This is a genomic window from Agrobacterium cavarae (assembly GCF_004310285.1).
Taxonomy (GTDB): domain Bacteria; phylum Pseudomonadota; class Alphaproteobacteria; order Rhizobiales; family Rhizobiaceae; genus Agrobacterium; species Agrobacterium cavarae.
In genome coordinates, this window is the sequence record NZ_SISF01000018.1 from 19,863 (window position 1) to 43,313 (window position 23,451).

Below are 23,451 nucleotides of genomic sequence, written 5' to 3' on the forward strand. Positions count from 1 at the left end.
TGATCACAGCCATAGCGATAGACATTAAATCAGAGACACTTCGGTATCCGCGATAACTTAGTGCGCAATGGAACCAACGGATGGGAAGGCCGTTGCTCCGCATGCGCAACCATCGCGCGATACATTAGGAGAGTCTCAAATGGCCGGTCAGGTCCGCTATGCAACATCGACGGTGGCCGCGCGCAGCGCAGTCTTGCCGGAAGCCGTGACACGTATTTCCTGGGGTGGCGTTTTTGCCGGTGTCGCCGTGGCACTGACGCTTCAGTTGGTTCTCAACATTCTCGGCGCCGCCATCGGTGCTGGCGTAATCGACCCTGCTCGTAACGATACGCCATCGGCAATGTCGCTTTCGACCGGCTCCGTTATCTGGATCATCGCCAGCGGCATCATCTCGTCCTTCGTCGGTGGCTATGTCGCAAGCCGCCTGTCTGGCCGCGCGGTCCGTTCCACTGGCGCCCTTCATGGCCTGACCACCTGGGCCGTAACCACGCTGATCGTCTTCTATATGCTGACCACCTCGGTTGGAGCGTTGATCGGCGGCGCATTCACCGGTGTGACGAGCGTCTTCTCCGGCGCAGGCTCGACAATCGCAACCGCTGCGACGACTGCAGCCCCTGCGCTTGCCAACACATCCGATCCACTGGCGGGTATCGAGCAGCGCATTCGCGATGCGAGCGGTGGAAACGATCCGCAGGCGCTGCGTGATACAGCCGTCAGCGCCGTCCGCGCCGTGCTGACTGGCGACCAGGCTCAGGCTGAAGATGCACGCAACCGTGCCGCCGACGCCCTTGCCCGCGCACAGAATATCCCGGTCGATCAGGCCCGCCAGCAGGTCACAGATTACGAAAATCAGTACCGTCAGGCTGTAGAGCAGGCCAAGGTACGTGCGACCGAAGCTGCCCAGGCAACTGCGACCGCCGTGTCGACAGCGTCTTACGTTGCCTTTGGTGCGCTCCTGGTCGGTGCGGTTGCCGCTCTCTTCGGCGGCAGCGTTGGCACAAGCCGCGCTTACCGCGAGGGCGACGTCGTCGTCGAATAATATCGATCGAAAGATCGTCTGGAATGCCCGCGCAAGTCGCGGGCATTTTTATGAGGACATGAAGAAGGCCGCCTCATTTCTGAGGCGGCCTTCTGATCATCGTATCTGATAGGACTGACTACTCGTCACGGTACACTTTTTCGCGACGCTCGTGACGCTCCTGCGCCTCGATCGACAGCGTTGCAATCGGGCGAGCATCCAGACGCTTGATACCGATCGGCTCGCCTGTTTCCTCACAGTAGCCGTAGGTTCCGTCCTCGATGCGCTGAAGGGCGGCGTCGATCTTGGAAATCAGCTTGCGCTGACGATCGCGGGCTCGAAGTTCGATAGCTCTGTCGGTTTCGGACGAAGCGCGGTCGGCCAGATCAGGGTGATTGGCACTTTCCTCTGCGAGATGACCGAGTGTCTCGCGCGCTTCTCGCAAAATGTCATTTTTCCAACCGATCAGCTTGGCCCTGAAATAGGCGCGCTGGTTGGCATTCATGAACTCATCGTTTTCCGAGAGCACATAGTTACTAAGATCGATCTTCTCACTCAACGCGATTCTCCTCGAAGAACATCTCATATGGCGGGGGTATACTCCAATGCCGTGTAGCCATTCAAGTCTGGAGATTCGTTTTTAGGCATTTTTAAATCTGTCATAAAAATCATCTAAACGACTATTTTTTATACATTATTGCGACGTCACGGATTATTTCTTCAATCACTTTATCTAGACTTGCTTCGCGATCGACGCCTCTTGCGAGTTTGCCCCCTCCTCCTGTAAACATCGTTCTCCCTCTTTGATTGCATTAGGATGCTCCGGAATGGCGCCGTCTCAACAGCAAACTTTCCGGCTTTACCTGTTGCGTCACGCTCAGGCAGGATGGGCGGAACCCGGCGAACGCGATTTCAATAGAAGACTAACCGAGGAAGGCAAGGCCGAGGCCGCTCTCATCGGCAAATCCGCCGCGGAAAAAAACTATCGCCCGGATCTCGTGATCAGCTCCGCCGCCATCCGATGTCGCGAAACCACGCGGATTTTCCTGCATTCATTCCGTGGAGCTATTGAAGCGTCCTATCTGGACGAAATGTATAACGCGCAGGCTGAAACCTATCTCAATCTCGCGCTGGCGCGGGACGAGGTTTCCTCCCTCATGCTTGTGGGACATAATCCGACAATGGAGGCCGTTGCTGAAGCCCTGCTCGGCCGCGACATCCTCGAAGCGTCGCTGCCGCATGGGTTTCCCACGGCGGGGCTTGCGGTGCTGGACTGCGCGTCTAGGGACAAAGCCAAGCGCGACTCCTGGCGCCTCATCGACTTTCTGACGCCATAGCCAAGATCGAAGGCCAAGCAAAACTTTCTTCAGCGCTTCTTTTTTGAGCATGCGACAACCCTATATATTTTCGGGAAACCGATTATTTTTAGGAAGAGTCATTGCCACCATCCCTGACATCCTTCACCGACAGTGCATTGATCGCCCTCGACAACCTTGCCGACCGGGCAAATGCGCTTGCCAATCCCACGTTGCGGCTCGGTGTGACGGGACTTTCGCGCGCGGGCAAGACGGTGTTCATCTCGTCGCTCGTCCATAATCTCCTAAATGGTGGACGCCTGCCACTCTTCGAGGCAACCCGGTCCGGCCGGGTGTCGAATGTGCGCCTGGAGCCGCAACCCGATGACGCCATTCCGCGCTTCCAATACGAAGATCATATCCAGGCACTGGTGCGAGACCGTGTCTGGCCGGACTCCACACGCGCTATTTCGGAGCTGCGCATCACGCTGGATTACCAGAGCGCGAGCGGCTGGGGACGGTGGTTTTCACCTGGCAGACTTTCCATCGATATCGTCGATTATCCGGGGGAATGGCTGCTCGATCTGCCGCTGCTGGCGCAGGATTACAAGACCTTCAGCGACAACACGGTGTCGCTGGCGCAGACAGGTGTTCGCGCCGAGCTTGCCCGCGACTGGCTGGAGATTGCCTCCTCCCTCGATATCGATGCACCCGCCGACGAGATGACCGCCAAGCGCCTGGCAGAAAGCTTCGCGGCCTATCTCAAGGCCTGCAAATCCGATGAACGTTCGCTTTCGACACTGCCGCCCGGTCGCTTCCTGATGCCGGGCGATCTCGAAGGTTCGCCTGCCCTCACCTTTTCACCTCTTCCCGGTATCGGCACCGAGAAGGCTGCCAAGGGATCGCTCCGCGCCATGATGGAGCGGCGCTTCGAGGCCTATAAGTCAATCGTGGTGAAGCCGTTCTTCCGCGAGCATTTCGCCCGTCTCGACAGGCAGATCGTGCTCATTGATGCCCTGCAGGCGGTCAACCGCGGACCGGAAGCGGTACAGGATCTGGAGCGCGCGCTTGGCGACGTGCTTGCCTGTTTCCGCCCTGGCAAGAACAGCCTGCTCTCGTCACTCGTCGGACGGCGAATCGACAAGGTGCTGGTGGCCGCGACCAAGGCGGATCATCTGCACCACGAAAGTCATGATCGGCTGGAAAATCTCACAGCGCGTCTGGTCGATCGCGCCGTGACGGCGATCGGCATGAGTGGGGCGGGTATCGAAGTCATGGCGCTTGCCTCGGTGCGCGCGACGAAGGAAGCAAGCGTGCGTCAGGACGGCGTGTCACTGCCCGTCATCGTCGGGACGCCGATTGCCGGCGAGACGATCAATGGTGAGGTCTTCGATGGCAATCGCAGCACGGCAATCTTTCCCGGCGATCTGCCGGAAGACCCCGAGCCGCTGTTTCGCCAGATCGACGCGCAGGGCGCTTCGGCAGACCTGCCGGACGTCAACGTCATCCGCTTTCGTCCGCCGAAGCTCGAAGAGACGGCTGGCGGCATCAAGCTCTCGGTTCCGCATATCCGGCTCGACCGCGCCATGCAGTTCCTGTTTGGAGACAAGCTCGCATGAAAGACGACACTAACGGCTCTTCCCGCAGACCTGCCGCTTTCACGCTGGAAACGGAAGCGAGACAAGACACGCCGACGGCTTTGCCACGGCGCCAGCCACGCAGCTTCGATAGCGATGTCTCCATGGTGCCGGATGAAGAGGATCCATTCCTGGCACCGGAGGAGATCGATGCAGCACCGCTTCCCGTGGCTGAACCGCGTCGTCACCGCTTCTCCTTCGGCAGGCTTGCTCTCGGCGCAGTTGGCGTTCTTTTGTCACTTGCCTTCGGGCTGTGGGCGGACCAGCTGATCCGCGACCTGTTTTCGCGCTCTGACTGGTTGGGTTACACGGCAAGCATCGCCCTCATCGTTGCCGTCTTCGCCGTCCTCGTGCTTGTCGGGCGAGAATTTTTTGGAATCATGCGGTTGAATGCGGTGCAGTCACTGAAGGCCGATGCGCAAGACGCTGCCAGCCAAAAGAAGGCGTCTGCCGCGCGCTCGGTTATCACAAAGCTGACGGCTGTCCTTTCTCACCGAGCGGAGACAGCAAAAGGTCGTGCCGCCCTGAAGGACACCGAAAACGATGTGATCGACGGCCCGCACCTGATGGAGCTTGCCGAAAGGGAGCTTCTGACCCCGCTTGACCGGCAGGCGCGTGCGCTGATTCTCAATTCTTCGAAGCGCGTCTCCGTCGTGACTGCCGTCAGCCCGCGGGCGATCGTCGATCTTGCCTATGTTCTGTTTGAAGTGACCCGGCTCATTCGCGCCATGGCAGAACTTTATGGCGGACGTCCCGGCACGCTCGGCATGATCCGGCTGCTGCGTGATGTGATTGCCCATCTGGCGGTGACAGGCTCGATTGCGGTGGGTGATGGGCTTGCTCAGCAGGTGCTTGGACATGGTCTCGCCTCACGCCTTTCGGCCCGTCTCGGCGAGGGTGTCATCAATGGACTGATGACCGCACGGATCGGTATTGCCGCAATGGACCTCTGCCGCCCGCTTCCTTTCCGGGCTCTAAAACGGCCTGGCATCAGCGACTTCATGTCTGATCTCACACCGGATCTGAAAGGTGGTTTGAAGACTGAAAAGCCCTGATTTCAGGGCTCTTCAGGACCAAATGGTTACAATTCGTTATCCTTATTTCAGCGAAATATACCAAGCGTTAACCATTCGCGACATAGATTGCTCCCACACAAAGCGACCTACTCGCCAGGGAAAGTATCATGTTTTCGCGCTTCTTTTCGCTTCTGGGCGGGCTTGCCGCCGTTATGTCCGTGAGCAGCGGGCTCGCAGTTTCCGACGTTCAAGCCGCATCGCGTGACGATGTCTTCTTCGGATCGGTCGCCGGCACGTGGTCCGGCCCGGGCGAGATCGTCGCGGGCAAGTACAAGGGCACCAAGTTCAATTGCGATCTCACCGGCGAACCGCTGGGTGAAAAAGAGACCGGCATCAAGCTTGGCGGCACCTGCCGCGTTGGCGTCTTCAAGCAGCCCATGTCCGCCATCATTGCCAAGAAGGGCAGCGGCTATGAGGGCAAGTTCCTTGATGGCTCCGAGGGCAAGGGACTGGACGTCACCTCCGGACAGGTCAGCGGTGACAAGGTGGTGCTCGGCATCAACCGTGCGAAACTCAACGGCGCCATGGTTGCTCGCGTGATGGAAGACAACAAGTCGATGAACATCACGATCTCGGTGAAGGTCGCAGACCAGATGATTCCCGTGATCGGCCTGACATTGGCACGCAATGTCGACTCGATGGCGGTCGGTTCGATCAAGCCGTAAAGCGCCTCAATCCAATTCTGATTGCTACAGCATCGGCCCGAAAATCGGACTCGATTTTCGGAAAGCACGATGCGTAGATCAAAGAAGATAGAGTGTCCTTTGTGCGTCCAATAGGACGCACGGCGCTCTAAGCGGGAGTGGCCCACCATTCCCGCTTTTCGTTTGCGCGCACGATGCCGGTCTTATCCGCGTCTGCCAGCCATTCGATCACCCGCCTGCCCTTGACCACCAGATCCGGCGCAATATCGGCAAGCGGCATCAACACGAAGGCTCGCTCCGTCATTCTGGGATGGGGAATTTCGACACGCTCCGTCAGGACCTGCGCGTCGCCATAGGTCAGCACATCGATATCGATGGTGCGCGGTCCCCAGCGCTCAAGGCGCACACGCTTCATCCCGCATTCAATATCAAGGCAGAGATCGAGCAAGGCCTCGGCAGGCAGCGCCGTTTCGATCAAAGCGCAGGAGTTGAAGAAATCAGCCTGATCGGTCTTGCCCCAGGGCGGTGTGCGGTAAAGCTCGGACACGGACACAAGGCGACAATCGCTACGGTCGCTTAAAGCAGCCAGCGCTTTGGTCATGGCCGCCCTCGGGTCACCGATATTGCCGCCGAGACCGAGTGTTGCGGATGTCCAGATCTCAGGCATGCTGCTCGACGCAGACCTGAGCATAATCGAGGATGCCTGGAACAGGCGCCGAGGGCTTGCGCACGGTGATCTTGACCCGCACGATTTGCGGGTAACGCTGCCGAAGCGCCGTGGCGATATCATTGGCCAAAGCTTCGATCAGATAGCGCCGTTGGCCGACGACGATCTTTTCGATGACGGCGAAGGCCACGCCGTAATCCACGGTGTTGCCGATCTCGTCCGTCTCGAGTGCATCTCCGGCCTCGACATCCATTTCGGCGTCGACGAAGAAGCGCTGGCCCAGAACCTCTTCCTGCTCCAGCAGGCCATGGCGAGCGAAGAACGAACAGTTTTTCAATAGGATCGTGTAACGGCTCAAGCGCGTGTCTCCTGTCGCTTCTTCTGGTCGAGGACAGCATCGGCGACAGCCAAGGCATCCCTTGTCATGGACACGTTATGAACGCGGAAAATGACCGCGCCTGCAAGACGTAAGATCGTGGTTGTTGCCGCCGTTCCCACATCGCGCTCATCCGCTGCTTCCCGCCCGGTCAGCGCGCCGATGAAGCGCTTGCGGGACGTGCCAGCCAGCATAGGCAGGCGGAAGGATGCAAGCTCATCGAAACGCGACATTAGTGCGACATTTTCATCCACATCCTTGGCAAAGCCGAAGCCGGGATCAAGCACGATACGATCGCGCGCAATGCCGGCAGCGTCGGCGATACCGAGAGAGTGGTTCAAAAAAACGAATTGGTCGGCGATGACGTCGTCCAGCTTCTGACGCTCTCGGCCGGTGTGCATGATGCAGACGCCTGCCCCGGAGCCCGCCACGACCTTGGCCATGTCAGGATCTTTCTGCAGGCCGAAAACGTCGTTGACGATGTGAGCCCCCGCCTCGATTGCCAGGCGCGCCGTCGATGCCCGGTAGGTATCGACGGAGATCAGCGCATCCGTTTCCCGAGACAGCTTTTCGATCACTGGAAGAACGCGATCCTGTTCCTCCGCATCTGTGACACTTGCCGCCCCTGGACGGGTCGATTCACCGCCGATATCAACGATATGCGCGCCGTCTTTTACGCAGGCCAAGGCGTGCTGGACGGCCTGGTCCACGGTCGCAAAGCGTCCCCCATCGGAGAAAGAATCCGGCGTGGCGTTGACGATCGCCATGATAAGGCCATGTCCATCAAGTTTCAGGAAGCGACCATGGGCCGCTTGCCACAGATTAATGCTGGCTGTTATCAAGTAACATACGCCTTTCCGAATTCGTGGAGTGCCTTACCATCTATACCGATCCCGCTCCGTTTTCCGCATCGGTCGTTGTCAGACCGGTATCGACTTTCTCCAGGCGCGGTACGTTTTACGAAGGATTGAAGGGTCGTGTTAACACTTCTTCGGCCACCTTGGGCTCTATGCCGCAATCCTCCGGCAAGTTCAACATGAAGGCCGGAAAATGAAGCAGCTTTCAAATGTCTGCCGCGCGCTCCTCGCGGGTGCCCTGTTGCTCTCATGTCTGAACCGTCCGGCTGTCGCCGAGGCCATCAGCACCAAGACCTATTCCTATTTCACCATTGGCGGGAAGACGGCTGAAGATCTGGATCGCGAGCTTTCGCAGCGCGGCCCGGTCACCAAGTCCACGGGCTTCCGCCATCCGGGGGCGACGGAAATCAAGTTCGGTGGCGAACTCACCTATGTGGAGAAGAATGGACGGTGCGGCGTGGGCACGGTGAAGGTCACGCTGCACACGAAGATTCTTCTGCCACGCTGGTCGAACCGGCGTCGCACCAATGCCGATCTGGCACTGATCTGGGATACGCTTGCCGCCGACATCAAGCGCCATGAGGAACGGCACGCCGAGATTGCCCGCGGCTATGCCCGCGATCTCGATCAGAAGCTGCGCGCGCTTCGTCCGCAAGCCAATTGCGAGACCATGCAGAAGATGGTCGCGGAAGTCAGCCAGGAGGTCATGGATGCGCATGACAAGGATCAGGTGCGTTTCGACAAGATCGAGTCCAAGAACTTCGACGCGAGAATGACGCGGCTTCTCAAGAACCGCATTCAACAACGTGCAGGCTCACGTTGATGACGGCATGAAGCACATGGCGCTTGCGTCAACCATGTCATCGACCAAAAGGTTTTGCCGGATAATCACCGTTGATTTCTTGCCATGGCCGCCTGAGGCAGACTCACGTATTGGTGAAAGCACCAGATAACAGACATATTCGAAGACTTGAAATTCACGATCGCACGGGCTCTCCCGGTGCGTATGAAGCCGCAGGTGTCTTCCTCTCCGCCTGCAGGTAACGCGCCCAACTGGAGCGGCAGGTGGAGTGACTGTGGCCACCGCCGCTCAATCTTTTCAAAGACTTCTGGTAATTTTGATCAGCCCTGTCGCTCAGGCACGTGAACGACCAGACCATCAAGGTCGTCGGTCATCTTGATCTGACAGGAAAGACGCGAGGTCGGACGGACGTCGAAAGCGAAATCGAGCATGTCCTCCTCCATCGGTTCGGGCGGCCCTACCCGCTCCGTCCATTGATCATCCACATAGACATGACAGGTGGCACAGGCACAGGCACCACCGCATTCAGCATCAATGCCGGGAACGGAATTGCGAACAGCGTTCTCCATCACGGTGGAGCCGTTGCTGACGTCAAGTTCATGGGACGTGCCGTCGAAAGCAACGATAGTCAGTTTGGTCATTTCAAAAGATCCAGGCAGAGTGTTTGAGAATTCTTCTAAAGACATAGAAAGGCCGGCTGCGATTGGCAACCCGTCAATGTGGTTGCGAACCGAACCGGCCCTCGTCAGGTGCTGTGTTCCGGGCGCAGATTTGCCCGGATGCCATCCGTTTCGCTAAAGATTATCGGCAGAGCTTCAGAATGAAGTTTTCGGCTTCCAGAACGGAGGCTGCTAGCTTTGCAAGCGACGCACCGTCATGCTGGCCGTTTTCGAGGGCTTCGGCGGCAGCGGAGACGTTAAAGGCGCCAACGGCATCGGCCGAGCCCTTAAGGCGACCGGCAATGGTGCGCGCCGAGGGCTTATCGGCAAACGCAAGCTCCTGCAAAATGGACCGCGCATGCCGCGAGAAGAGCTGAAGAACAGCGATTTCAAGGTCCTTGTCACCCTTAGTCTGAGTGGCAAGGAGAGCGAAGTCGATCGGTTTCTTTCCAGTAGCGGTGTTGCCGCCATGATTGTCCGGCGCTTCGAACGCGATACTCAGCGCAGCCATTTCCGTCATCCTTCATTATCTATGGGTAGAAGTTGCTTGAATGTGTTTCACATCAAAGCAGGCTATTGTCGCTTTCCGCTAAAAATGCGGCGCCTATAACGGGAAAATCTTTCGCTATGGTTAATTTATGTTAAACTTCTCATAATTCAGGGTTTCCAGCCCTTTTACGGGTTTAAAAACTGTTAACAAGCAGGCACTTGGACTGCCTTCCCCGCCCGTGTTAATTGTTTAAAAGCTGCAAATGTGTCACTACCGTTATTCGGTGCCGCATCACCTCTTCCCCGGTTTTGCGGATTCGGCAAGCTGATGTATTTTTTGCCTTAAAGCTGGGTGACCACTTTCAGGTGTTAGTAAGGAACAGGCCACCGGGCAACCATGATGGTTCAAGGTGTCTTGCAGGCATGATGGCGGATATTCGTTTGCAGGCGGCGGGCGAATGAACGGCATGAGCCGGGCGTATATGTAACGAGGCGTAACCGCATGGCGAACAACAAGTTTAGCGACTCGATCGACGAGACTGCGTATCAGGCACTTGAAGATGCTTTGCAGCTCGGCGCATACGAAAACCAGCCGGAGCCTCGTAGAAGGTCCACTCCCAAGCCCGCGGAGGCAAGAGTGCCAGAACAGAATAGACCGCGTAAGAACGACCAGCAGGCACAGTCTTCGGCTCAAGCAGCGGCAGCGCGTGCGGCGAGCGAGCAGCAGTCGCGAGCCGGAGGGCTTGAGGCTGCCAATGACGGCACCAAGCGTAGCCCGGCCATGATCCTGCGATCGCTGGAGGCCGGCTCCATGACGGGCGCCATCCGCAATGCATCAATCGTATCGGTCTTCTGGGCGATTGCCGGCGTCGGTCTTGCACATGCCATCTATGGCGGCCAGATCTGGAATGTAGGCTCGATTGCACAGCTTTTCGCGATTCCCGGCCTGATGGCGATCATGGTCGGCATTGTCGTTCCGATCATGCTGTTCTTCGCCTTCGCCATCATGATGGCGCGTGCCAAGGATCTGCGCAATGCCGCACGCTCCATGGCAGAAGTCGCGCTGCGTCTCGCAGAGCCGGAGACGATCGCATCCGAGCGGATCATGTCGGTTGGCCAGGCGGTTCGCCGCGAAGTGTCCGCCATGAATGACGGCATCGAGCGCACCATTGCCCGCGCGACCGAGCTTGAGACGCTGGTTCATTCGGAGGTCAACGCGCTTGAGCGCAGCTACGCCGACAACGAACTGCGCGTGCGCGGCCTCGTTCACGAGCTGACCGCAGAACGCGACGCCATTATCAGCCATGCTGAACGTATCCGCTCCTCGATCTTCGGCGCCCAGGAGCAGCTCAAGGAAGAGCTGTCACTGGTCGGTGAAGAGCTTTCCATGCGTCTTGCCACCAGTGGTGAGGCGTTCGCGTCGATGATCGACACGCGCTCCGCAGCGCTTCTTGAGAAATCCCGCGTTTCGACGGAAGCGATGGGCACGCTGATTGCAGCGAAGACCGAGAATTTGCTGAATGCTCTGAACAGTTCTGGAGCGGCGCTCAACAACGAATTCGATCTGCGTCTCCACGATCTCTCCAATACGTTCGACGAGCGTGGAAATGCTCTGATCGAGAAATTCGCAACGCATGCCACTGCCCTTTCGAGCGGCACGGAAATGCTCAACCAGTCCATGGACGAGCACACCCGCCTGCTCAACGACACGCTGACCAAGCGCACGCAGGAACTGTCGCAGAATATCAGCCGCGGCCAACAGGTCATCGATGGGTCTCTCGACACGGTGCTCGGCAAGCTCTCCGCGACGTTGGAAGAGAAGGGCATGTCCTTCCGCCAGAGCCTGCAGAGCACGGCAGACGATGCGATCATGGATCTCGATCTGCGTTCGGGCCTCTTCGAAGAGAAGCTTCAGACGACCGTCGGTCTCGTGAACACTGCGTTCGACTCCCATGTTGCAGAGTTTGCCAGCGCCTTCGATCAGCGCGCCGGTACACTCGACAGCAAGCTGATGGAGAGCCTCGCCCGCATCAACGAGACGGTTGCAGGCGGCACGGATTCGCTCAGTGGCATTCTAAGTTCCAATATCGATCGCCTGAACAGCACCCTCACCGACCAGTCTCTGGCTCTCGCGACCTCGCTGGGCGCTGGCCAGGAAATGCTGGAAAGCTCGCTCGAAACGCGCACCCGCGAACTGACGGACGCCTTGAGCGCCCGCACCAACGAGATTTCCAGCGCGATCGTCGGCACGCATGCGAAGATCGATGCGGTTCTTGCCGAGCGTAGCGCCCAGCTGTTCGGCGCGCTTACCGAAAGCCAGAACCGTTTCGACAGCGCGCTTGCAAGCCGCTCGGAAGCCATCACCGGATCGGTTGCCGGTACCGCCGAGCACCTTGCCGCACTGCTGGATGAGCGAGCCGCCGCCATCAACAACGTCGTCGCCGAAGTCGAGCGTCGCCTGGCCGAAACGCTGGATAGCCGCGCTGCTGCCATTACCGGCGCCGTCTCCGGCGTTGAAGACCGCATCGCCGACACGTTGGACAGCCGCACCGCAGCGCTCAGCCACGTCGTTGCCGGCGTTGAAGAACGTATCGCCGATACGCTCGATAGCCGCACCATGGCGCTCGACATGGCGTTCTCAACCGCCGAAGAGCGCATTGCCGAGACACTCGATACGCGGACCTCTGCTCTGACGACCATGGTCAACGATGTCGACAGCCGTCTGGCCGACACGTTGGACAGCCGCACGTCTGCACTTGGCACTGTCGTTGCCGGTGTGGAAGAGCGCATCACCGATGCACTCGATAGCCGCACCATGGCGCTCGACATGGCATTCTCTACCGCTGAAGAGCGGATCGCTGAAACGCTGGACACCCGCACGTCCAACTTGACCAACCTCGTCAGCGGTGTCGAAGGCCGTTTGGCCGACACGTTGGACAGCCGCACGTCTGCCTTGGGCAATGTCGTTGCGGGCGTGGAAGAACGCATTGCCGATGCTCTCGACAGCCGCACCATGGCCCTCGACATGGCATTCTCCAGCGCTGAAGAGCGCATTGCCGAAACGCTCGATACCCGCACGTCCAACCTGACCAACCTCGTCAGCGGTGCCGAAGGCCGTTTGGCCGATACGCTGGACAGCCGCACGTCTGCCTTGGGCAATGTCGTTGCGGGCGTTGAAGACCGTATCGCCGATGCCCTCGACAGCCGCACCATGGCCCTCGACATGGCATTCTCTACAGCCGAAGAGCGGATTGCGGAAACGCTCGATACCCGCGCGTCGAACCTCACCAACATCGTCAGCAATGTCGAAGGCCGTTTGGCCGACACGCTGGACAGCCGTACCTTGGCGCTCAACAGCGTTGTTGCAGGTGTGGAAGAGCGCATCGCCGATACACTCGACAGCCGCACTATGGCCATCGACATGGCATTCTCGTCCGCTGAAGAACGGATTGCAGAAACGCTCGACAGCCGTGCAGCCTCATTGACGTCGGCCGTTTCCGGTATCGAGACCCGTATTGCCGATACGTTGGAGAGCCGCACTCAAGCACTGAACGATGCCGTCAATGGGGTCGAAGGCCGCATCGCCGACACGTTGGATAGCCGGACGATGGCGATCAACATCGCCTTCTCCAGTGCTGAAGAGCGTCTGGCCGAAACTCTGGATGGTCGCACCAACGCCCTCACTTCCGTGGTGTCCGGCGTAGAGGAACGTCTTACCGATACGCTTGATAGCCGCACCATGGCTATCGACATGGCCTTCTCGTCTGCCGAAGAGCGTCTGGCCGAGACCCTGGATGGCCGCACCAACGCCCTCACCTCCGTGGTGTCCGGCGTGGAAGAGCGTATCACCGATACGCTTGATAGCCGCACCATGGCCATCGACATGGCCTTCTCTTCTGCCGAAGAGCGTCTGGCCGAAACCCTGGATGGCCGCACCAGCGCCCTGACTTCCGTCGTGTCCGGCGTCGAAGAACGTCTTACCGATACGCTCGACAGCCGCACCATGGCCATCGACATGGCCTTCTCTTCTGCTGAAGAGCGTCTTGCCGAAACCCTGGATGGCCGCACCAGCGCCCTTACCTCGATCGTGTCCGGCGTCGAAGAACGTCTGGCCGATACGCTCGACAGCCGTACCATGGCCATCGACATGGCATTCTCGTCGGCCGAAGAACGTCTGGCCGGGACTTTGGATGGCCGGACAGGTGCCCTCACCTCCGTGGTGTCCGGCGTGGAAGAACGTCTGGCCGACACACTCGACAGCCGCACCATCGCCATCGACATGGCGATCTCGTCGGCCGAAGAGCGCCTTGCTTCTGCTCTCGATGGCCGCGCTGCGAGCCTTGCCCGCACGGTCTCGGATGCCGAAGAACGACTGACGTCGACGACATCCGCCATGGAAGAAGCACTATCGGTCGGACATCTGCGTCTTGACACGATGCTTGGCACGCAGGCCTACACCATCAGCCGGACCGTCGAGCGCAACAGCGAGTTGATCGAGCAGACGGTTGCCTCTGCAGCGACGCGTATCGAAACCGCAGTCGAATCCGGTGCCGGTAACTTCGCCAACACGATGGAAACAGGCGTCCAGCGCCTGGAAAACAATCTTCAGACATCGCACGACGCCATCCGCACCACGTTGGATCAGCATCATTCCGCTCTTTCGGAAACACTAGGCTCTGCCAAGGAACAGCTTGGCGATCTTCTGTCTGACCAGACCATGTCGCTTGCAACCACCGTTGCCTCAAGCACCAGCATGCTGGAGATGTCGTTCGAAACGCAGCAGGAAGTTCTGCAGCGGACGATCGACACGGCGTCGGAATCGCTGACCTCGCGTATCGAAAACTCCGTCAACACGGTCTCCGACCGTCTTGGTGAAACCGGCACGCGACTGGAAAACAATATCGGAGCTCTGCATGGCAAGCTCCAGTCCGATCTGACCAACGTCAATGCAACGCTTGATGACGCCACGCAGAAGCTCGAGGGCGTGTTCTTGACCGGTACGGCTCGGATCGACGAGCGTCTAGGCACGATGGATCGCGCGCTTAATGTCGGCCTAGAAAACGTCAACCGCACGATTGAAGGCAAGGCTTCCGGCCTTGCTCGCACGCTTCGCGATGCGGTGGCTGACGCCGCCCAGAGCATCGATCATGAGGCGGTGCGCTCGACCGAGTTCATCAGCAAGACCGGCCTTGAGTTTGCAGACCAGATCAAGTCCCGCAACGACGAGTTCACCCGCACCATCGAACAGCGCTCCGATGAGATCGTCGGCCGCATTTCCGATGCGCAGAGCAGGCTTTCTGGCCAGGCCGCTGCGGTTGCACAGACCTTCTCCGATGCTGGCAACGCCATCGTCAACAAGGTTGCCGAAGCAGAAGCTGTCGTCCGCACCCAGGTTGGCGCCATTTCCGAGACGCTGACCAATGTCGAAAGCGCGCTCGATGCCCGTGGCGAGTCTATCCGCCATACGCTCGACAGCCGCACCCGCGAACTCAACTCCATGCTGGCAAGCCGTTCTGCCGAACTGTCTCGCCTCATCGAGGAGAAGGCAAAGCCGATCGTCAACGAATATGCTGTCGTCGGCCAGGATGCGGCCGAGAAGATTGTTACTGCTGCTCAGCAGAGCGCAAACCTTCTGTCGGAAACCAATAGTGGCATGGTCGGCATGGTCGAGCAGGCCATCGATGATTACGCTCGCGCCAGCAGCGATGCTGCCAACAAGCTGGTTTCGGCGACGCGTCAGAGCACCGACATGCTGTCACACAGCCATTCGAGCATGACCGATGTAGTGAACGGCGCTACCGACAGCCTGAATGTGGCCGTGGCACGTGCGACACAGGAATTCAAGCAGGCCGATGTGGCTCTCAACAGCGCCACCACAAGCTTCTCGGAATCCGCATCGCGCGCATCCGACCTGATCACCACCTCCAGCCGCCTGCTCGAGAGCAAGGTCGATCGTCTGGCCAATGTGTCCGGAACCACGCTGTCTCAGGTCGCCGGCATTGTGGCACGCTTCGACGAGCACACTTCGGTTCTGTCGCAGGCAGGCGAGCTTCTGACCTCCGCACAGGCCAACCTTGTCGGCACGCTGGAAGAACGTCAGGAAGCGCTTCGTTCGCTCTCCGTCGGTCTGTTGCAGCGCTCCGAGGAAATCGAAAACTCAATGCGCGGCGTCATGTCCGTCGTGGAGCAGACGTTGGGCGAAGCCGAGCAGCGCTCCACCAAAGTGGCGGGCAACCTGCGCGAAAACCTCAACTCTTCCTTCGACGATATCGGTCGCTCGCTGGACGAGACCGAACAGCGGGCGCGCAGTGCGGCGCAGAACATGCGTGGCGCGCTTCTGGCAGCCAGCCAGGAAGCGGCACGTGCGATCGAAGGCACCATGTCCGAGACGCAGAAGTATTCGGACGAGCTTGCCGGTCGTCTGCGCAACGGCGTCGCCTCGTCGCTGTCCGACGTCGACAAGCTGATCAATACCGCCACCGACAAGTCGAATGCGGCTGCCACCGTCATGCGCGAAACATTGCGTGAAGCGGTACAGGAAGCGGTCAATCGTTTCTCCGGCGCAACGGAAGAGATCCGCCGCTCCAGCCAGGATATCCGCCAGGAACTCGATGCCACCCGCGCCGAATTGAAGCGTGGTGCATTCGACCTGCCGGAAGAAGCCAAGGAAAGTGCAGCCGCAATGCGTCGCGCCGTTTCCGAGCAGATCAAGGCACTGCAGGATATTTCTCAGCTGGTGGGTCGCTCCACGCAGCAGTTTGAAATCTCCGAGCCGGCAGCACGGGCGATTGCGGCCACCAAGCCAGCAGCCCCGCAGCCTCAACAGGCGCGCGTAGAGCCACGCCCGCAACCGCAGCCGCTGCCTACACCGGCAGCAACAGCAGCTCCCGTGCAGCAGCAGCCAGCCGCACCGGTCATCCGCAACGTCGCTCCCGTCGAGCAACGTCCAGCGCCTTCGCAGCCTGGTCTTTCGGCACCGCTTCAGCGCCGTGAAGAAGGCGGTGGGTGGATTAGCGATCTGTTGCGCGGCGCCTCTCGCGACGCTCAGGACGGCGCAGCACCGATGGCACCTGCCCCGTCTGCAGCCCGGCCTGCAGCCGAACAGCAGACGCGTGCCGCCGACAGCCGCAACCCGCGCCATGTCGTCGAGTCACTGAATTCGCTTTCCGTGGATATCGCACGGGCCATCGATCACGATGCGTCTGTCGAGTTGTGGGGTCGCTATCAGCGCGGCGAGCGCGACGTCTTCACGCGTCGCCTCTACACACTGAAGGGCCAGCAGACCTTCGACGAGATCAAGCGCAAATATGAGCGTGAGTCGGAGTTCCGCACCGCGGTCGACCGGTACATCTCCGATTTCGAAAAGCTTCTGGCGGATGTTGCCCGCACGGACCGTGATCGCACGGTGACACAATCCTACCTGACGTCCGATACCGGCAAGGTTTACACCATGCTGGCCCACGCAGCCGGGCGCTTCAGCTAAGCAAGCGCTTCGATAAGCTTTTGGAAAACGCCCTCGCCACCGCGGGGGCGTTTTCGTTTGATGGACGCACCTTGGATCTCGACCGACCTGTCTTCACAGAAGACTAAGCGCAACGCCGCACAGCAAAGCGTTCGCGACAATTCAGGCAGAGTGAATGGACGGCTAAAGCGCTGTGCGTCCAATTGGGCGCACAGCGCTTTACTTTTTGGATCTACGCATCGTGCTTTTTCGAAAATCGAGTCCGATTGTTGGGCCGATGCTGTGGTCAACACGTCATCATCTTGCGACTCGGAGCTCGATCCAACTCTGAGGTCGATCCACATCGCGTCGTGGTTTTCCTCTTCGCCTTTCTGCAGAGTCGAGTACCAAGACCAATTATTGTCGGAACCGAAATAGACAGTCTCTGACACTTTGTAGAAGGCCCGTTTGAATAAGCTTCGCAGTACATCCGTGATGACGCGCTCTGAAAAACAACGCTGCGACAGAAGGCGTCAAGCGCCGGCGCAAACGAAGCATATAAAAGCGAAAGCCGCTGAGGAGATCATCTCCACAGCGGCTTTCTGTATCAACGAAAGGTCATCATGACCTCAAGGTGACCCCGTCCCGGCACGATCAGGAGAAAGGTGCAGCCTTCCTCCAATGTGCATCAACGACGAGGACCACGCGCAACGCGCTCGATTTCTTCACGAACCATACGCTCGACGATCGTCGGCAGGTTGTCTTCCAGCCATTCCTGCAGCATTGGACGCAGCATGTCCTGAGCGACAGTCTCGATCGTCGGGTTACGCACGCCGTCAAATACTTCAGCAAGAGCGCCGAAGGACCGGGCGATCTGGGCGCCGGCCTCGGCGGACACCAAGTTCACCGGTAGATCGAGCTTGGGCTCGCTCTTCTGAACGGCAGGTTCGGCCATAGGCTCCTGGCGAATGTCGACAGCGCGAGATACGGGCTTCTCTTCTTCCACCGCGCCGCGCAACTGCATCGTTTCCCAAACGGGGACAGGCTGTGGTGCTGGCGCAGGTGCCGCAGCTTGCGGCGGAGGATTGAACGTCGGCATTTCCCGGGGCTGCTGAGGTGCTGTGGCAGCCAACAACGGACGCACATCCGTAGGGCGGGCAGGCTGTGCTACCTGTGGGCGCTCAGCCTCCAGAGAGGACTGCGTTGGCGCTGGTGAAGCGGTAGGCGCCGGCGTCACGCCCTGCCCGTGAGCCAGGCTGCCCTGAGGCCCAAGCGTTGCATTACGATCTGCGGCTGCGCGAACCCGTGCTGCTACATCGGCGAGCGACATCGACTTCTCGGCGACAGGCTCTTCTCTTTCGACGACAGGCGCGAAATCGTTGAACTGGCGCGCGCCATAGCCCTGATTGGCAGCCGGAGGAACATGGGCCGGCGGGCTCGGGATCTCTGCTGAGATATCCTCGGCAAAGTCCATATCCAGCTCCACCTCGCCAAGTTCGAACTCGGTAGCCGGCTGACCTGGAAATCCATTCGACGGCGCAGGTTCGTTGCTTTCAATGATCCTGCGGATCGATGCCAGAATCTCTTCCATGGATGGTTCACGCGCTACACTCGGCTGAGCCATTTTTATCCCCGATTTTCACATTCAAGACGGGCCGGAGCAGAATACGCATGCTCCGAATCATCTTGAGTGTAGGGCACAAGCGCTCAGAAGAGAATCCATGCGGGTGGCTGATTTGCGCGATACACAGCTTTATTTACAAACAAAAATGGCCCGGCGTGCACCGGGCCATCTGTTAACCATCTGCTTTTGCAACCGATTTAGAAAACGAATTCCTTAGCCTTGGCAAAGCCCGGAAGCGGCTTCAGCGACGCATTGAAGAAGGTCGCCGCCGACACACCCTTGCCGTCCCGGCGATAAACGCTGGCTTTGGCTGCATTGCCATAACCCACGACGGCAATCAGACGACCACCATCGGCGAGCTGGTCGAGAAGCGCCTGCGGCACCTCCTCAACAGCGCCATTGATGAAGATCACATCATAGGGTGCCTGTGCGGCATGTCCCTGCTCCAGCGGGCCGGCAACCGTGACCACATTGACGTAACCCAGTGCGGCAAGCGTTTCGGTCGCCTTCGCAGAAAGTTCAGGATCGCTTTCCAGCGAAACAACGGAGCCTGCGAGTTCCGAGAGGATTGCGGAGACGTAACCCGTCGCACCACCAACTTCCAGCACCAAATCATCTTTGGTGACAGCCACGAGCTGCAGCATCTTGGCGATGGGCGAAGCCTTCAACAGGTAACGCGCCGCAAGCCCATCCTTGGCAGGACAGATTTGCAGATCTTCGTCCATGTAGGCGACCTGCTTGACGTTGTCTGGAACGAAGGCCTCACGCGGTACGGAAAGAATCGCCTTGAGCACCGAATGGGACGTTACATCGGTCGTACGCACCTGGCCGTCCACCATTTTCGCGCGTGCGGTTTCAAAATCCATCATGTCGTGCTTGCCTCGAGTAAAAGTCTGGCAGACACAGCTGTGTCCGCATTTTGCTAATCGTCTTAATGGGCTCCGCCCGCGCTTTCAAGCACAAGCATGCATCAGTGGGCTAAAAAGAAACGACCATACGCCGCGGCACATCTGCTACCCGAAACAACGTCGGCTGATACCGCTCCCGGGAACTTTTTTATCCGCCTAATCATTATTGCGTTACTGACGTATCATCAACGGGTGGAGGCAAACATGCTCGGTACAATCCTAGTCATCCTTCTGATTCTATTCCTGGTCGGCGCACTTCCGAACTGGGGATACCACAACTATGGATGGGGCCCGTCGGGCGGTCTTGGTCTGGTCCTAGTCATCGTCCTGATCCTCGTTCTGCTTGGCAGAATTTGATTTAGGAGAAGACAAGTAGCCCCGATGCGATCGAAAGGTCTGACGGGGCTCTTTCATGATCCTAAAGCTGCATGAAAAACTTATCGGGAGTTTTTCCGACTCCCCTATTGCACCGAAAATGGATTCGTTCTAAATCCCGGCCATCGCTCAAACAGACGAGCGTGTGAGGCCTCGTGGCGGAGTGGTGACGCAGAGGACTGCAAATCCTTGTACCCCGGTTCAATTCCGGGCGAGGCCTCCAAAAAAATCACATTACAAATCAAGCACTTGAGGTCGAAATTCGACTGACGGCGCAGCTTTAATGTCGCATGCATGTTGCGCGTTGATTCCCTTTGTTTCCGAGCATTTCATTCGGGCCCCGGCGAATCCGTGCGACATGTATTGCAACATGAGAGGTTCGCTGGCAGCATCTGGCTTCTGATGGGAGTGCATACATGAGAAATGAAACGGAATGGGTCTGTCCCGATTGTGGCTACAAGCCTGAGGTCGCACTTCGCAATCGAGGTGCGGTATTCTATCGTGACAAGGATATCAGAGGCATCTGTCCGATCATGAAAAAGCAAGTGGCCGCCGGTCAGACACCGAATTGCCCACAGCATACCTCAATACTTGGAAGGATACTACAGCACGGCTAGGCCATAGGCTCCAGCGCCTACTCAAGCATCAACGCCTTCGCTACCGCTGAGGGGGCACAGTTATGCATCTCTTTGCGAAGAATGGCGATGCGCTGAAGTACAAGCGCCTTCCCCTTCTCCACCTCTTCAGACCGCCCCATACCCATAGGGGATCTTCGAAATTCCACGGATAGTGCATGGAATGCAGAGAGGACGTCGTCCGCGCTGGCGAGTGCCAAGTCACTACGCTCGACCATTTCGAAAGCGTTTCTCAACCCGTTCTGAAGGTTTCTCTCTATGCCCGAGAAGCTGACCGCGTTCATTCTATCGATGTCGCGCGCCACCATGTCCAGGTGAGCTTCGAACGCACGTTCCATTTCAGTTCCTCGCCACAGATTCGTCCCTGTTAAATTGAAACTGAAACTGTAAAAATGGAAACATAAAAATTACTCAAACTGTGCGCTGCTTCCGACCCGCGGACCATGGGTCCAGGGGCCGAAGAACCTACTCGTGGGGAGGCGCGGTGCCAAAAAGTAAGATCTACGCCCCTATCACGGTCGAGCGCGCCCTCGATAAGCTTGCAGAGATAATTGTTTTCTTGGGAGATGATGGGGTGAATGTCCTACCCCTCTATGACCGCCTCGAGTCGGAGCTCGAGACGTTGAAAGCGCATGAGGTCAGAATGGACGAGATCCGCGCCCGCGCCGTTCGCTTAAAGTAGTTTCGTGAGCGCGAAGACCGTTCGCGATAAACCATCCGGCCGCACGCTTGCGATCTCAAAGCGGCGGGCATCGTCCAACGTGATCGTTTTGCTTGACGCTGGCGGCCGCTGGATAACGCAGCACATCGACGCTGAAAACAAAGTCAGCGCCATGAATGAGCGTAGCGAGGTCATTTCCGCTGCGATCGCGTTTCCCTTGCTCAACTGCAGCGTAAGCTGGAGCCTCATCGAAGATTCCGCGGATATGAATTTCTCTGCGATCGGGATCCGGCTGCGATCGACCATTCGGCGTCGACACAACGCCGTCGATAACAGCTGAGACCGAATACATGCGATCGCACTGCTTGGATGCTAGGCGGTCGAGTTTGTTGAAGATTGCCATTTGGGATCCCTTCGCGGGCTGAAAAGAAATCCCTCCCGAGAAATCCGCGAGGGGTCCACCATTGGCCTGGGGTGATTACATGCGATCACCGGCGCCATGCCCGGGCGCGAAGCCGCAAGGCCTTTCCGGGCAATCTCTTATCACTATGAAAGTCCGGCGTTTTGTACTAGCCGCGCCAGTCCATGAAGCCACCACCAAAATCCAGCCGAACCTTTGTCTCAACGAGGCCTCCAAAAATCTACGCATAGTCACCTCTGAATATCGCCCGCGCTTGCCGCGTTGGTGCGTAGCCAGCATGACCTGCTGGACGCTCTGGTGACTTATCGATGACGGGCATGTTATCTCTTCCATATGAGAAAATACGGCCGCACATTTCACCTGCCACACTCGCCGGGAGCAACGAGCGACGACAAGATCATGCCATCTCTCGATGGCTTGAAGGTCGGTGATCTGGTTGTCACCGAAAAGATGGATGGTGAGAGAACACGACCATTCACGCAGGCGGGTGCCATGCGCGAAGCCCGGATGGCCGCTATCATTCTTCTCGTGACTGGGTAAAGGCGTTTGCCGCGGGTATTTCTTCTCACCTCGCAGAGGACGAACGTATTGTTGGCGAAAACCTATACGCCCGTCACTCCATCACTTATCATTCTTTACCCTCGTATTTCCTGGGTTTTGCGTGGATCGTTGGTGACGAAATCCAGTCATGGGACATGACGCTTGCTCGTTTCACAGAGCTAAAGATTCAACATGTTCCGATAATGTATCGTGGCCCTTACAAGCAGGGTTTATTTGATGATCTCGCGAAGGCGCTCAATACGTGCCAACAGGAGGGCTTCGTGGTCAGGCGTGCGTCCGCCTTTGCAGAGAGCGCTATGCCCGACTTCTTAGGCAAGTATGTGAGAGAAGGACATGTACAAACGGATGTCCACTGGATGAAGATGGACATCGTACCCAACGGCTTGGCGGGAGAATAGGAACCTTGGTCGAGGCTTTCAGTTACTCCTCAGCCGAAGTCATTTGGCGTCGCAAGGAGCGTATCATGAAAGCGAAGTCCCTTATCGCAGTTTCCATCCTCGCACTCGCGCTTGCAAGCTGCACGACCGGAATCTCGTCTGCAAATCTCGAGCCTATTCCTGGCAGTATCACCTATAATGGTCAGCCGCGCACCAAGCTGACGAAGTCGCCTATCGGCAGCACCTTCACCCACAACTTCAGGCGCTGGAATGGTGACCGCGTGATTGAGACCTATCAGATCCAGCCGGATCGTTCGATCAAGATCATCGATCGCCGCATCATCCGCGATTGGCTGACCTTTGGGCGTGATGACTAATCCGAACCGTTGAACACAGCGCTCGAACGGGCTACAGGCATCCTCTGATCGAGTGGAGCGGTAGAGGATAAGATGCACACGAAATGGAGCAAGCCGGTTCTGGTCGCGCTGGAAGAACCTGGCAATTACATCAGCATCGAAACGACCCAAGCCGCCTCCTGGGCGATGATCGAGGACTGGCCCGTGGAAGACGGTGACGCACTCGATCAAGCTCTCCTCGTCTGCGCTGCTGTCGGATCTGGCAAAAAGAAACCCGAGGATGCACGGCGCGCTTTTGTGGCCGCTGCACTTGAGGCTGGCCTCGATATCAAGGCATAATGTCGCAACAGCGAGACTATGGCTTAACGCCCGCGCTTACGGCGCGTAGAAGATCGCGATCGATTAGGCTTGGAAGAGTGTAGAAAACGATGAAGAAGCCCCTGCTCCTGCTTTTGATGACCTGCCTTGTGGTGGGTATCGTCGGCCATCTTATCATCGCCTTCGTCATTACCGGCTGACCGAAACACGGGATAAGAGATTTTCTTTACCGTCCATTAAGATTCGTATCGTTG

Annotated in this window: 22 protein-coding genes and 1 tRNA gene; 13 read left to right on the forward strand and 10 right to left on the reverse strand. The window is 58.2% G+C overall.

Going from position 1 to position 23,451, the window contains the following annotated elements; translation table 11 throughout:
• The first annotated feature begins 139 nt into the window (after nt 1-139).
• Nucleotides 140-1,039 carry a PhnA-like protein gene (locus EYC79_RS01285; RefSeq protein WP_245495162.1) on the forward strand — a complete coding sequence of 300 codons (900 nt, stop codon included), beginning with the start codon at nt 140-142 and terminating at the stop codon, nt 1,037-1,039.
• A 118-nt stretch (nt 1,040-1,157) separates the two neighbouring features.
• On the opposite strand, the gene dksA is transcribed toward EYC79_RS01285, so the two are convergent.
• Nucleotides 1,158-1,577 carry an RNA polymerase-binding protein DksA gene (gene dksA / locus EYC79_RS01290; protein WP_062425454.1) on the reverse strand — a complete coding sequence of 140 codons (420 nt, stop codon included), beginning with the start codon at nt 1,575-1,577 and terminating at the stop codon, nt 1,158-1,160.
• Nucleotides 1,578-1,845: 268 nt separating this feature from the next.
• Here dksA and EYC79_RS01295 point away from each other — a divergent pair, with 268 nt between their 5' ends.
• The 4 genes from EYC79_RS01295 (at nt 1,846) to EYC79_RS01310 (ending at nt 5,691) form a co-directional block, all read left to right on the forward strand.
• The gene (locus EYC79_RS01295) at nt 1,846-2,355 is read left to right on the forward strand and encodes a SixA phosphatase family protein (RefSeq protein WP_130976962.1); all 510 of its coding nucleotides are present in this window, start codon (nt 1,846-1,848) and stop codon (nt 2,353-2,355) included.
• A 101-nt stretch (nt 2,356-2,456) separates the two neighbouring features.
• Entirely contained in the window at nt 2,457-3,932 is a 1,476-nt protein-coding gene (locus EYC79_RS01300) for a YcjX family GTP-binding protein (RefSeq protein ID WP_130976963.1), read from the forward strand.
• A complete protein-coding gene (locus EYC79_RS01305; RefSeq protein ID WP_130976964.1) occupies nt 3,929-5,005 on the forward strand; it encodes a YcjF family protein in 1,077 nt (358 codons plus the stop codon). The genes EYC79_RS01300 and EYC79_RS01305 overlap by 4 nt, the downstream gene beginning before the upstream one ends.
• Before the next feature lie 128 nt (nt 5,006-5,133).
• The gene (locus EYC79_RS01310; protein ID WP_062425458.1) at nt 5,134-5,691 is read left to right on the forward strand and encodes a hypothetical protein; all 558 of its coding nucleotides are present in this window, start codon (nt 5,134-5,136) and stop codon (nt 5,689-5,691) included.
• A 127-nt stretch (nt 5,692-5,818) separates the two neighbouring features.
• Here the strand turns inward: EYC79_RS01310 and folK are convergent, their stop codons facing one another.
• Genes folK through folP form a run of 3 tightly spaced genes read right to left on the reverse strand, consistent with a single transcriptional unit; the run spans nt 5,819 to nt 7,555 of the window.
• A complete protein-coding gene (gene folK, locus EYC79_RS01315; RefSeq protein WP_130976965.1) occupies nt 5,819-6,337 on the reverse strand; it encodes a 2-amino-4-hydroxy-6-hydroxymethyldihydropteridine diphosphokinase in 519 nt (172 codons plus the stop codon).
• Complete coding sequence (folB, locus tag EYC79_RS01320; RefSeq protein ID WP_062425460.1) at nt 6,330-6,695, reverse strand: dihydroneopterin aldolase; 366 nt, start codon at nt 6,693-6,695, stop codon at nt 6,330-6,332. Before folB ends, folK begins: the two co-directional genes overlap by 8 nt.
• A complete protein-coding gene (gene folP / locus EYC79_RS01325) occupies nt 6,692-7,555 on the reverse strand; it encodes a dihydropteroate synthase (protein WP_472240646.1) in 864 nt (287 codons plus the stop codon). Before folP ends, folB begins: the two co-directional genes overlap by 4 nt.
• A 208-nt stretch (nt 7,556-7,763) precedes the next feature.
• Between folP and EYC79_RS01330 the strand changes: the two genes are divergently transcribed.
• Entirely contained in the window at nt 7,764-8,393 is a 630-nt protein-coding gene (locus tag EYC79_RS01330; protein ID WP_130976966.1) for a DUF922 domain-containing Zn-dependent protease, read from the forward strand.
• A gap of 299 nt (nt 8,394-8,692) precedes the next feature.
• On the opposite strand, the gene EYC79_RS01335 is transcribed toward EYC79_RS01330, so the two are convergent.
• Nucleotides 8,693-9,013: a 2Fe-2S iron-sulfur cluster-binding protein gene (locus EYC79_RS01335; RefSeq protein ID WP_062437684.1), complete on the reverse strand. Its 321-nt coding sequence runs from the start codon at nt 9,011-9,013 to the stop codon at nt 8,693-8,695.
• Between the two features lie 160 nt (nt 9,014-9,173).
• Nucleotides 9,174-9,542: an Hpt domain-containing protein gene (locus EYC79_RS01340; RefSeq protein WP_130976967.1), complete on the reverse strand. Its 369-nt coding sequence runs from the start codon at nt 9,540-9,542 to the stop codon at nt 9,174-9,176.
• Nucleotides 9,543-10,157: 615 nt separating this feature from the next.
• On the opposite strand from EYC79_RS01340, the gene EYC79_RS01345 reads away from it, so the two are divergent.
• Nucleotides 10,158-17,003: an apolipoprotein A-IV repeat region-like domain-containing protein gene (locus EYC79_RS01345; RefSeq protein WP_165456933.1), complete on the forward strand. Its 6,846-nt coding sequence runs from the start codon at nt 10,158-10,160 to the stop codon at nt 17,001-17,003.
• A 646-nt stretch (nt 17,004-17,649) separates the two neighbouring features.
• On the opposite strand, the gene EYC79_RS01350 is transcribed toward EYC79_RS01345, so the two are convergent.
• Nucleotides 17,650-18,585: a PopZ family protein gene (locus EYC79_RS01350; protein WP_112952445.1), complete on the reverse strand. Its 936-nt coding sequence runs from the start codon at nt 18,583-18,585 to the stop codon at nt 17,650-17,652.
• Between the two features lie 197 nt (nt 18,586-18,782).
• Complete coding sequence (locus EYC79_RS01355) at nt 18,783-19,454, reverse strand: protein-L-isoaspartate O-methyltransferase family protein (RefSeq protein ID WP_130976969.1); 672 nt, start codon at nt 19,452-19,454, stop codon at nt 18,783-18,785.
• Between the two features lie 243 nt (nt 19,455-19,697).
• Between EYC79_RS01355 and EYC79_RS01360 the strand changes: the two genes are divergently transcribed.
• Together EYC79_RS01360 and EYC79_RS01365 are read left to right on the forward strand one after the other, a co-directional pair.
• The gene (locus EYC79_RS01360; RefSeq protein ID WP_082447214.1) at nt 19,698-19,850 is read left to right on the forward strand and encodes a DUF3309 family protein; all 153 of its coding nucleotides are present in this window, start codon (nt 19,698-19,700) and stop codon (nt 19,848-19,850) included.
• Nucleotides 19,851-20,017: 167 nt separating this feature from the next.
• A tRNA-Cys gene (locus EYC79_RS01365) sits at nt 20,018-20,091 on the forward strand.
• Nucleotides 20,092-20,502: 411 nt separating this feature from the next.
• Here EYC79_RS01365 and EYC79_RS01370 read toward each other — a convergent pair.
• Together EYC79_RS01370 and EYC79_RS01375 are read right to left on the reverse strand one after the other, a co-directional pair.
• Nucleotides 20,503-20,841: a hypothetical protein gene (locus EYC79_RS01370; protein ID WP_130976970.1), complete on the reverse strand. Its 339-nt coding sequence runs from the start codon at nt 20,839-20,841 to the stop codon at nt 20,503-20,505.
• 399 nt (nt 20,842-21,240) lie between these two features.
• Entirely contained in the window at nt 21,241-21,567 is a 327-nt protein-coding gene (locus EYC79_RS01375) for a hypothetical protein (protein WP_130976971.1), read from the reverse strand.
• Between the two features lie 417 nt (nt 21,568-21,984).
• Here EYC79_RS01375 and EYC79_RS23665 point away from each other — a divergent pair, with 417 nt between their 5' ends.
• The 4 genes from EYC79_RS23665 to EYC79_RS01390 all read left to right on the forward strand — a co-directional run bounded on the left by EYC79_RS23665 (nt 21,985) and on the right by EYC79_RS01390 (nt 23,218).
• The gene (locus EYC79_RS23665) at nt 21,985-22,125 is read left to right on the forward strand and encodes a hypothetical protein (protein WP_245495163.1); all 141 of its coding nucleotides are present in this window, start codon (nt 21,985-21,987) and stop codon (nt 22,123-22,125) included.
• Nucleotides 22,059-22,544, forward strand: coding sequence for an RNA ligase family protein (locus EYC79_RS01380; protein WP_245495164.1), 486 nt, complete (start codon nt 22,059-22,061; stop codon nt 22,542-22,544). Before EYC79_RS23665 ends, EYC79_RS01380 begins: the two co-directional genes overlap by 67 nt.
• Nucleotides 22,545-22,609: 65 nt before the next feature.
• Complete coding sequence (locus EYC79_RS01385; RefSeq protein WP_062426121.1) at nt 22,610-22,900, forward strand: hypothetical protein; 291 nt, start codon at nt 22,610-22,612, stop codon at nt 22,898-22,900.
• A gap of 72 nt (nt 22,901-22,972) precedes the next feature.
• Nucleotides 22,973-23,218, forward strand: coding sequence for a DUF982 domain-containing protein (locus EYC79_RS01390; protein WP_111847916.1), 246 nt, complete (start codon nt 22,973-22,975; stop codon nt 23,216-23,218).
• Nucleotides 23,219-23,451: the final 233 nt, after the last annotated feature.

Bases quoted from the DNA above. Each gene is read 5' to 3' on its own strand.
- EYC79_RS01350 (WP_112952445.1), bottom strand. From the start codon at position 18,585: ATGGCTCAGCCGAGTGTAGCGCGTGAACCATCCATGGAAGAGATTCTG.
- EYC79_RS23665 (WP_245495163.1), top strand. From the start codon at position 21,985: ATGCCATCTCTCGATGGCTTGAAGGTCGGTGATCTGGTTGTCACCGAA.
- EYC79_RS01295 (WP_130976962.1), top strand. From the start codon at position 1,846: ATGGCGCCGTCTCAACAGCAAACTTTCCGGCTTTACCTGTTGCGTCAC.
- EYC79_RS01330 (WP_130976966.1), top strand. From the start codon at position 7,764: ATGAAGCAGCTTTCAAATGTCTGCCGCGCGCTCCTCGCGGGTGCCCTG.
- EYC79_RS01385 (WP_062426121.1), top strand. From the start codon at position 22,610: ATGAAAGCGAAGTCCCTTATCGCAGTTTCCATCCTCGCACTCGCGCTT.
- EYC79_RS01310 (WP_062425458.1), top strand. From the start codon at position 5,134: ATGTTTTCGCGCTTCTTTTCGCTTCTGGGCGGGCTTGCCGCCGTTATG.
- EYC79_RS01370 (WP_130976970.1), bottom strand. From the start codon at position 20,841: ATGGAACGTGCGTTCGAAGCTCACCTGGACATGGTGGCGCGCGACATC.
- EYC79_RS01285 (WP_245495162.1), top strand. From the start codon at position 140: ATGGCCGGTCAGGTCCGCTATGCAACATCGACGGTGGCCGCGCGCAGC.
- EYC79_RS01340 (WP_130976967.1), bottom strand. From the start codon at position 9,542: ATGGCTGCGCTGAGTATCGCGTTCGAAGCGCCGGACAATCATGGCGGC.
- EYC79_RS01375 (WP_130976971.1), bottom strand. From the start codon at position 21,567: ATGGCAATCTTCAACAAACTCGACCGCCTAGCATCCAAGCAGTGCGAT.
- EYC79_RS01390 (WP_111847916.1), top strand. From the start codon at position 22,973: ATGCACACGAAATGGAGCAAGCCGGTTCTGGTCGCGCTGGAAGAACCT.
- folK (WP_130976965.1), bottom strand. From the start codon at position 6,337: ATGCCTGAGATCTGGACATCCGCAACACTCGGTCTCGGCGGCAATATC.
- EYC79_RS01305 (WP_130976964.1), top strand. From the start codon at position 3,929: ATGAAAGACGACACTAACGGCTCTTCCCGCAGACCTGCCGCTTTCACG.
- EYC79_RS01355 (WP_130976969.1), bottom strand. From the start codon at position 19,454: ATGATGGATTTTGAAACCGCACGCGCGAAAATGGTGGACGGCCAGGTG.
- EYC79_RS01360 (WP_082447214.1), top strand. From the start codon at position 19,698: ATGCTCGGTACAATCCTAGTCATCCTTCTGATTCTATTCCTGGTCGGC.
- EYC79_RS01335 (WP_062437684.1), bottom strand. From the start codon at position 9,013: ATGACCAAACTGACTATCGTTGCTTTCGACGGCACGTCCCATGAACTT.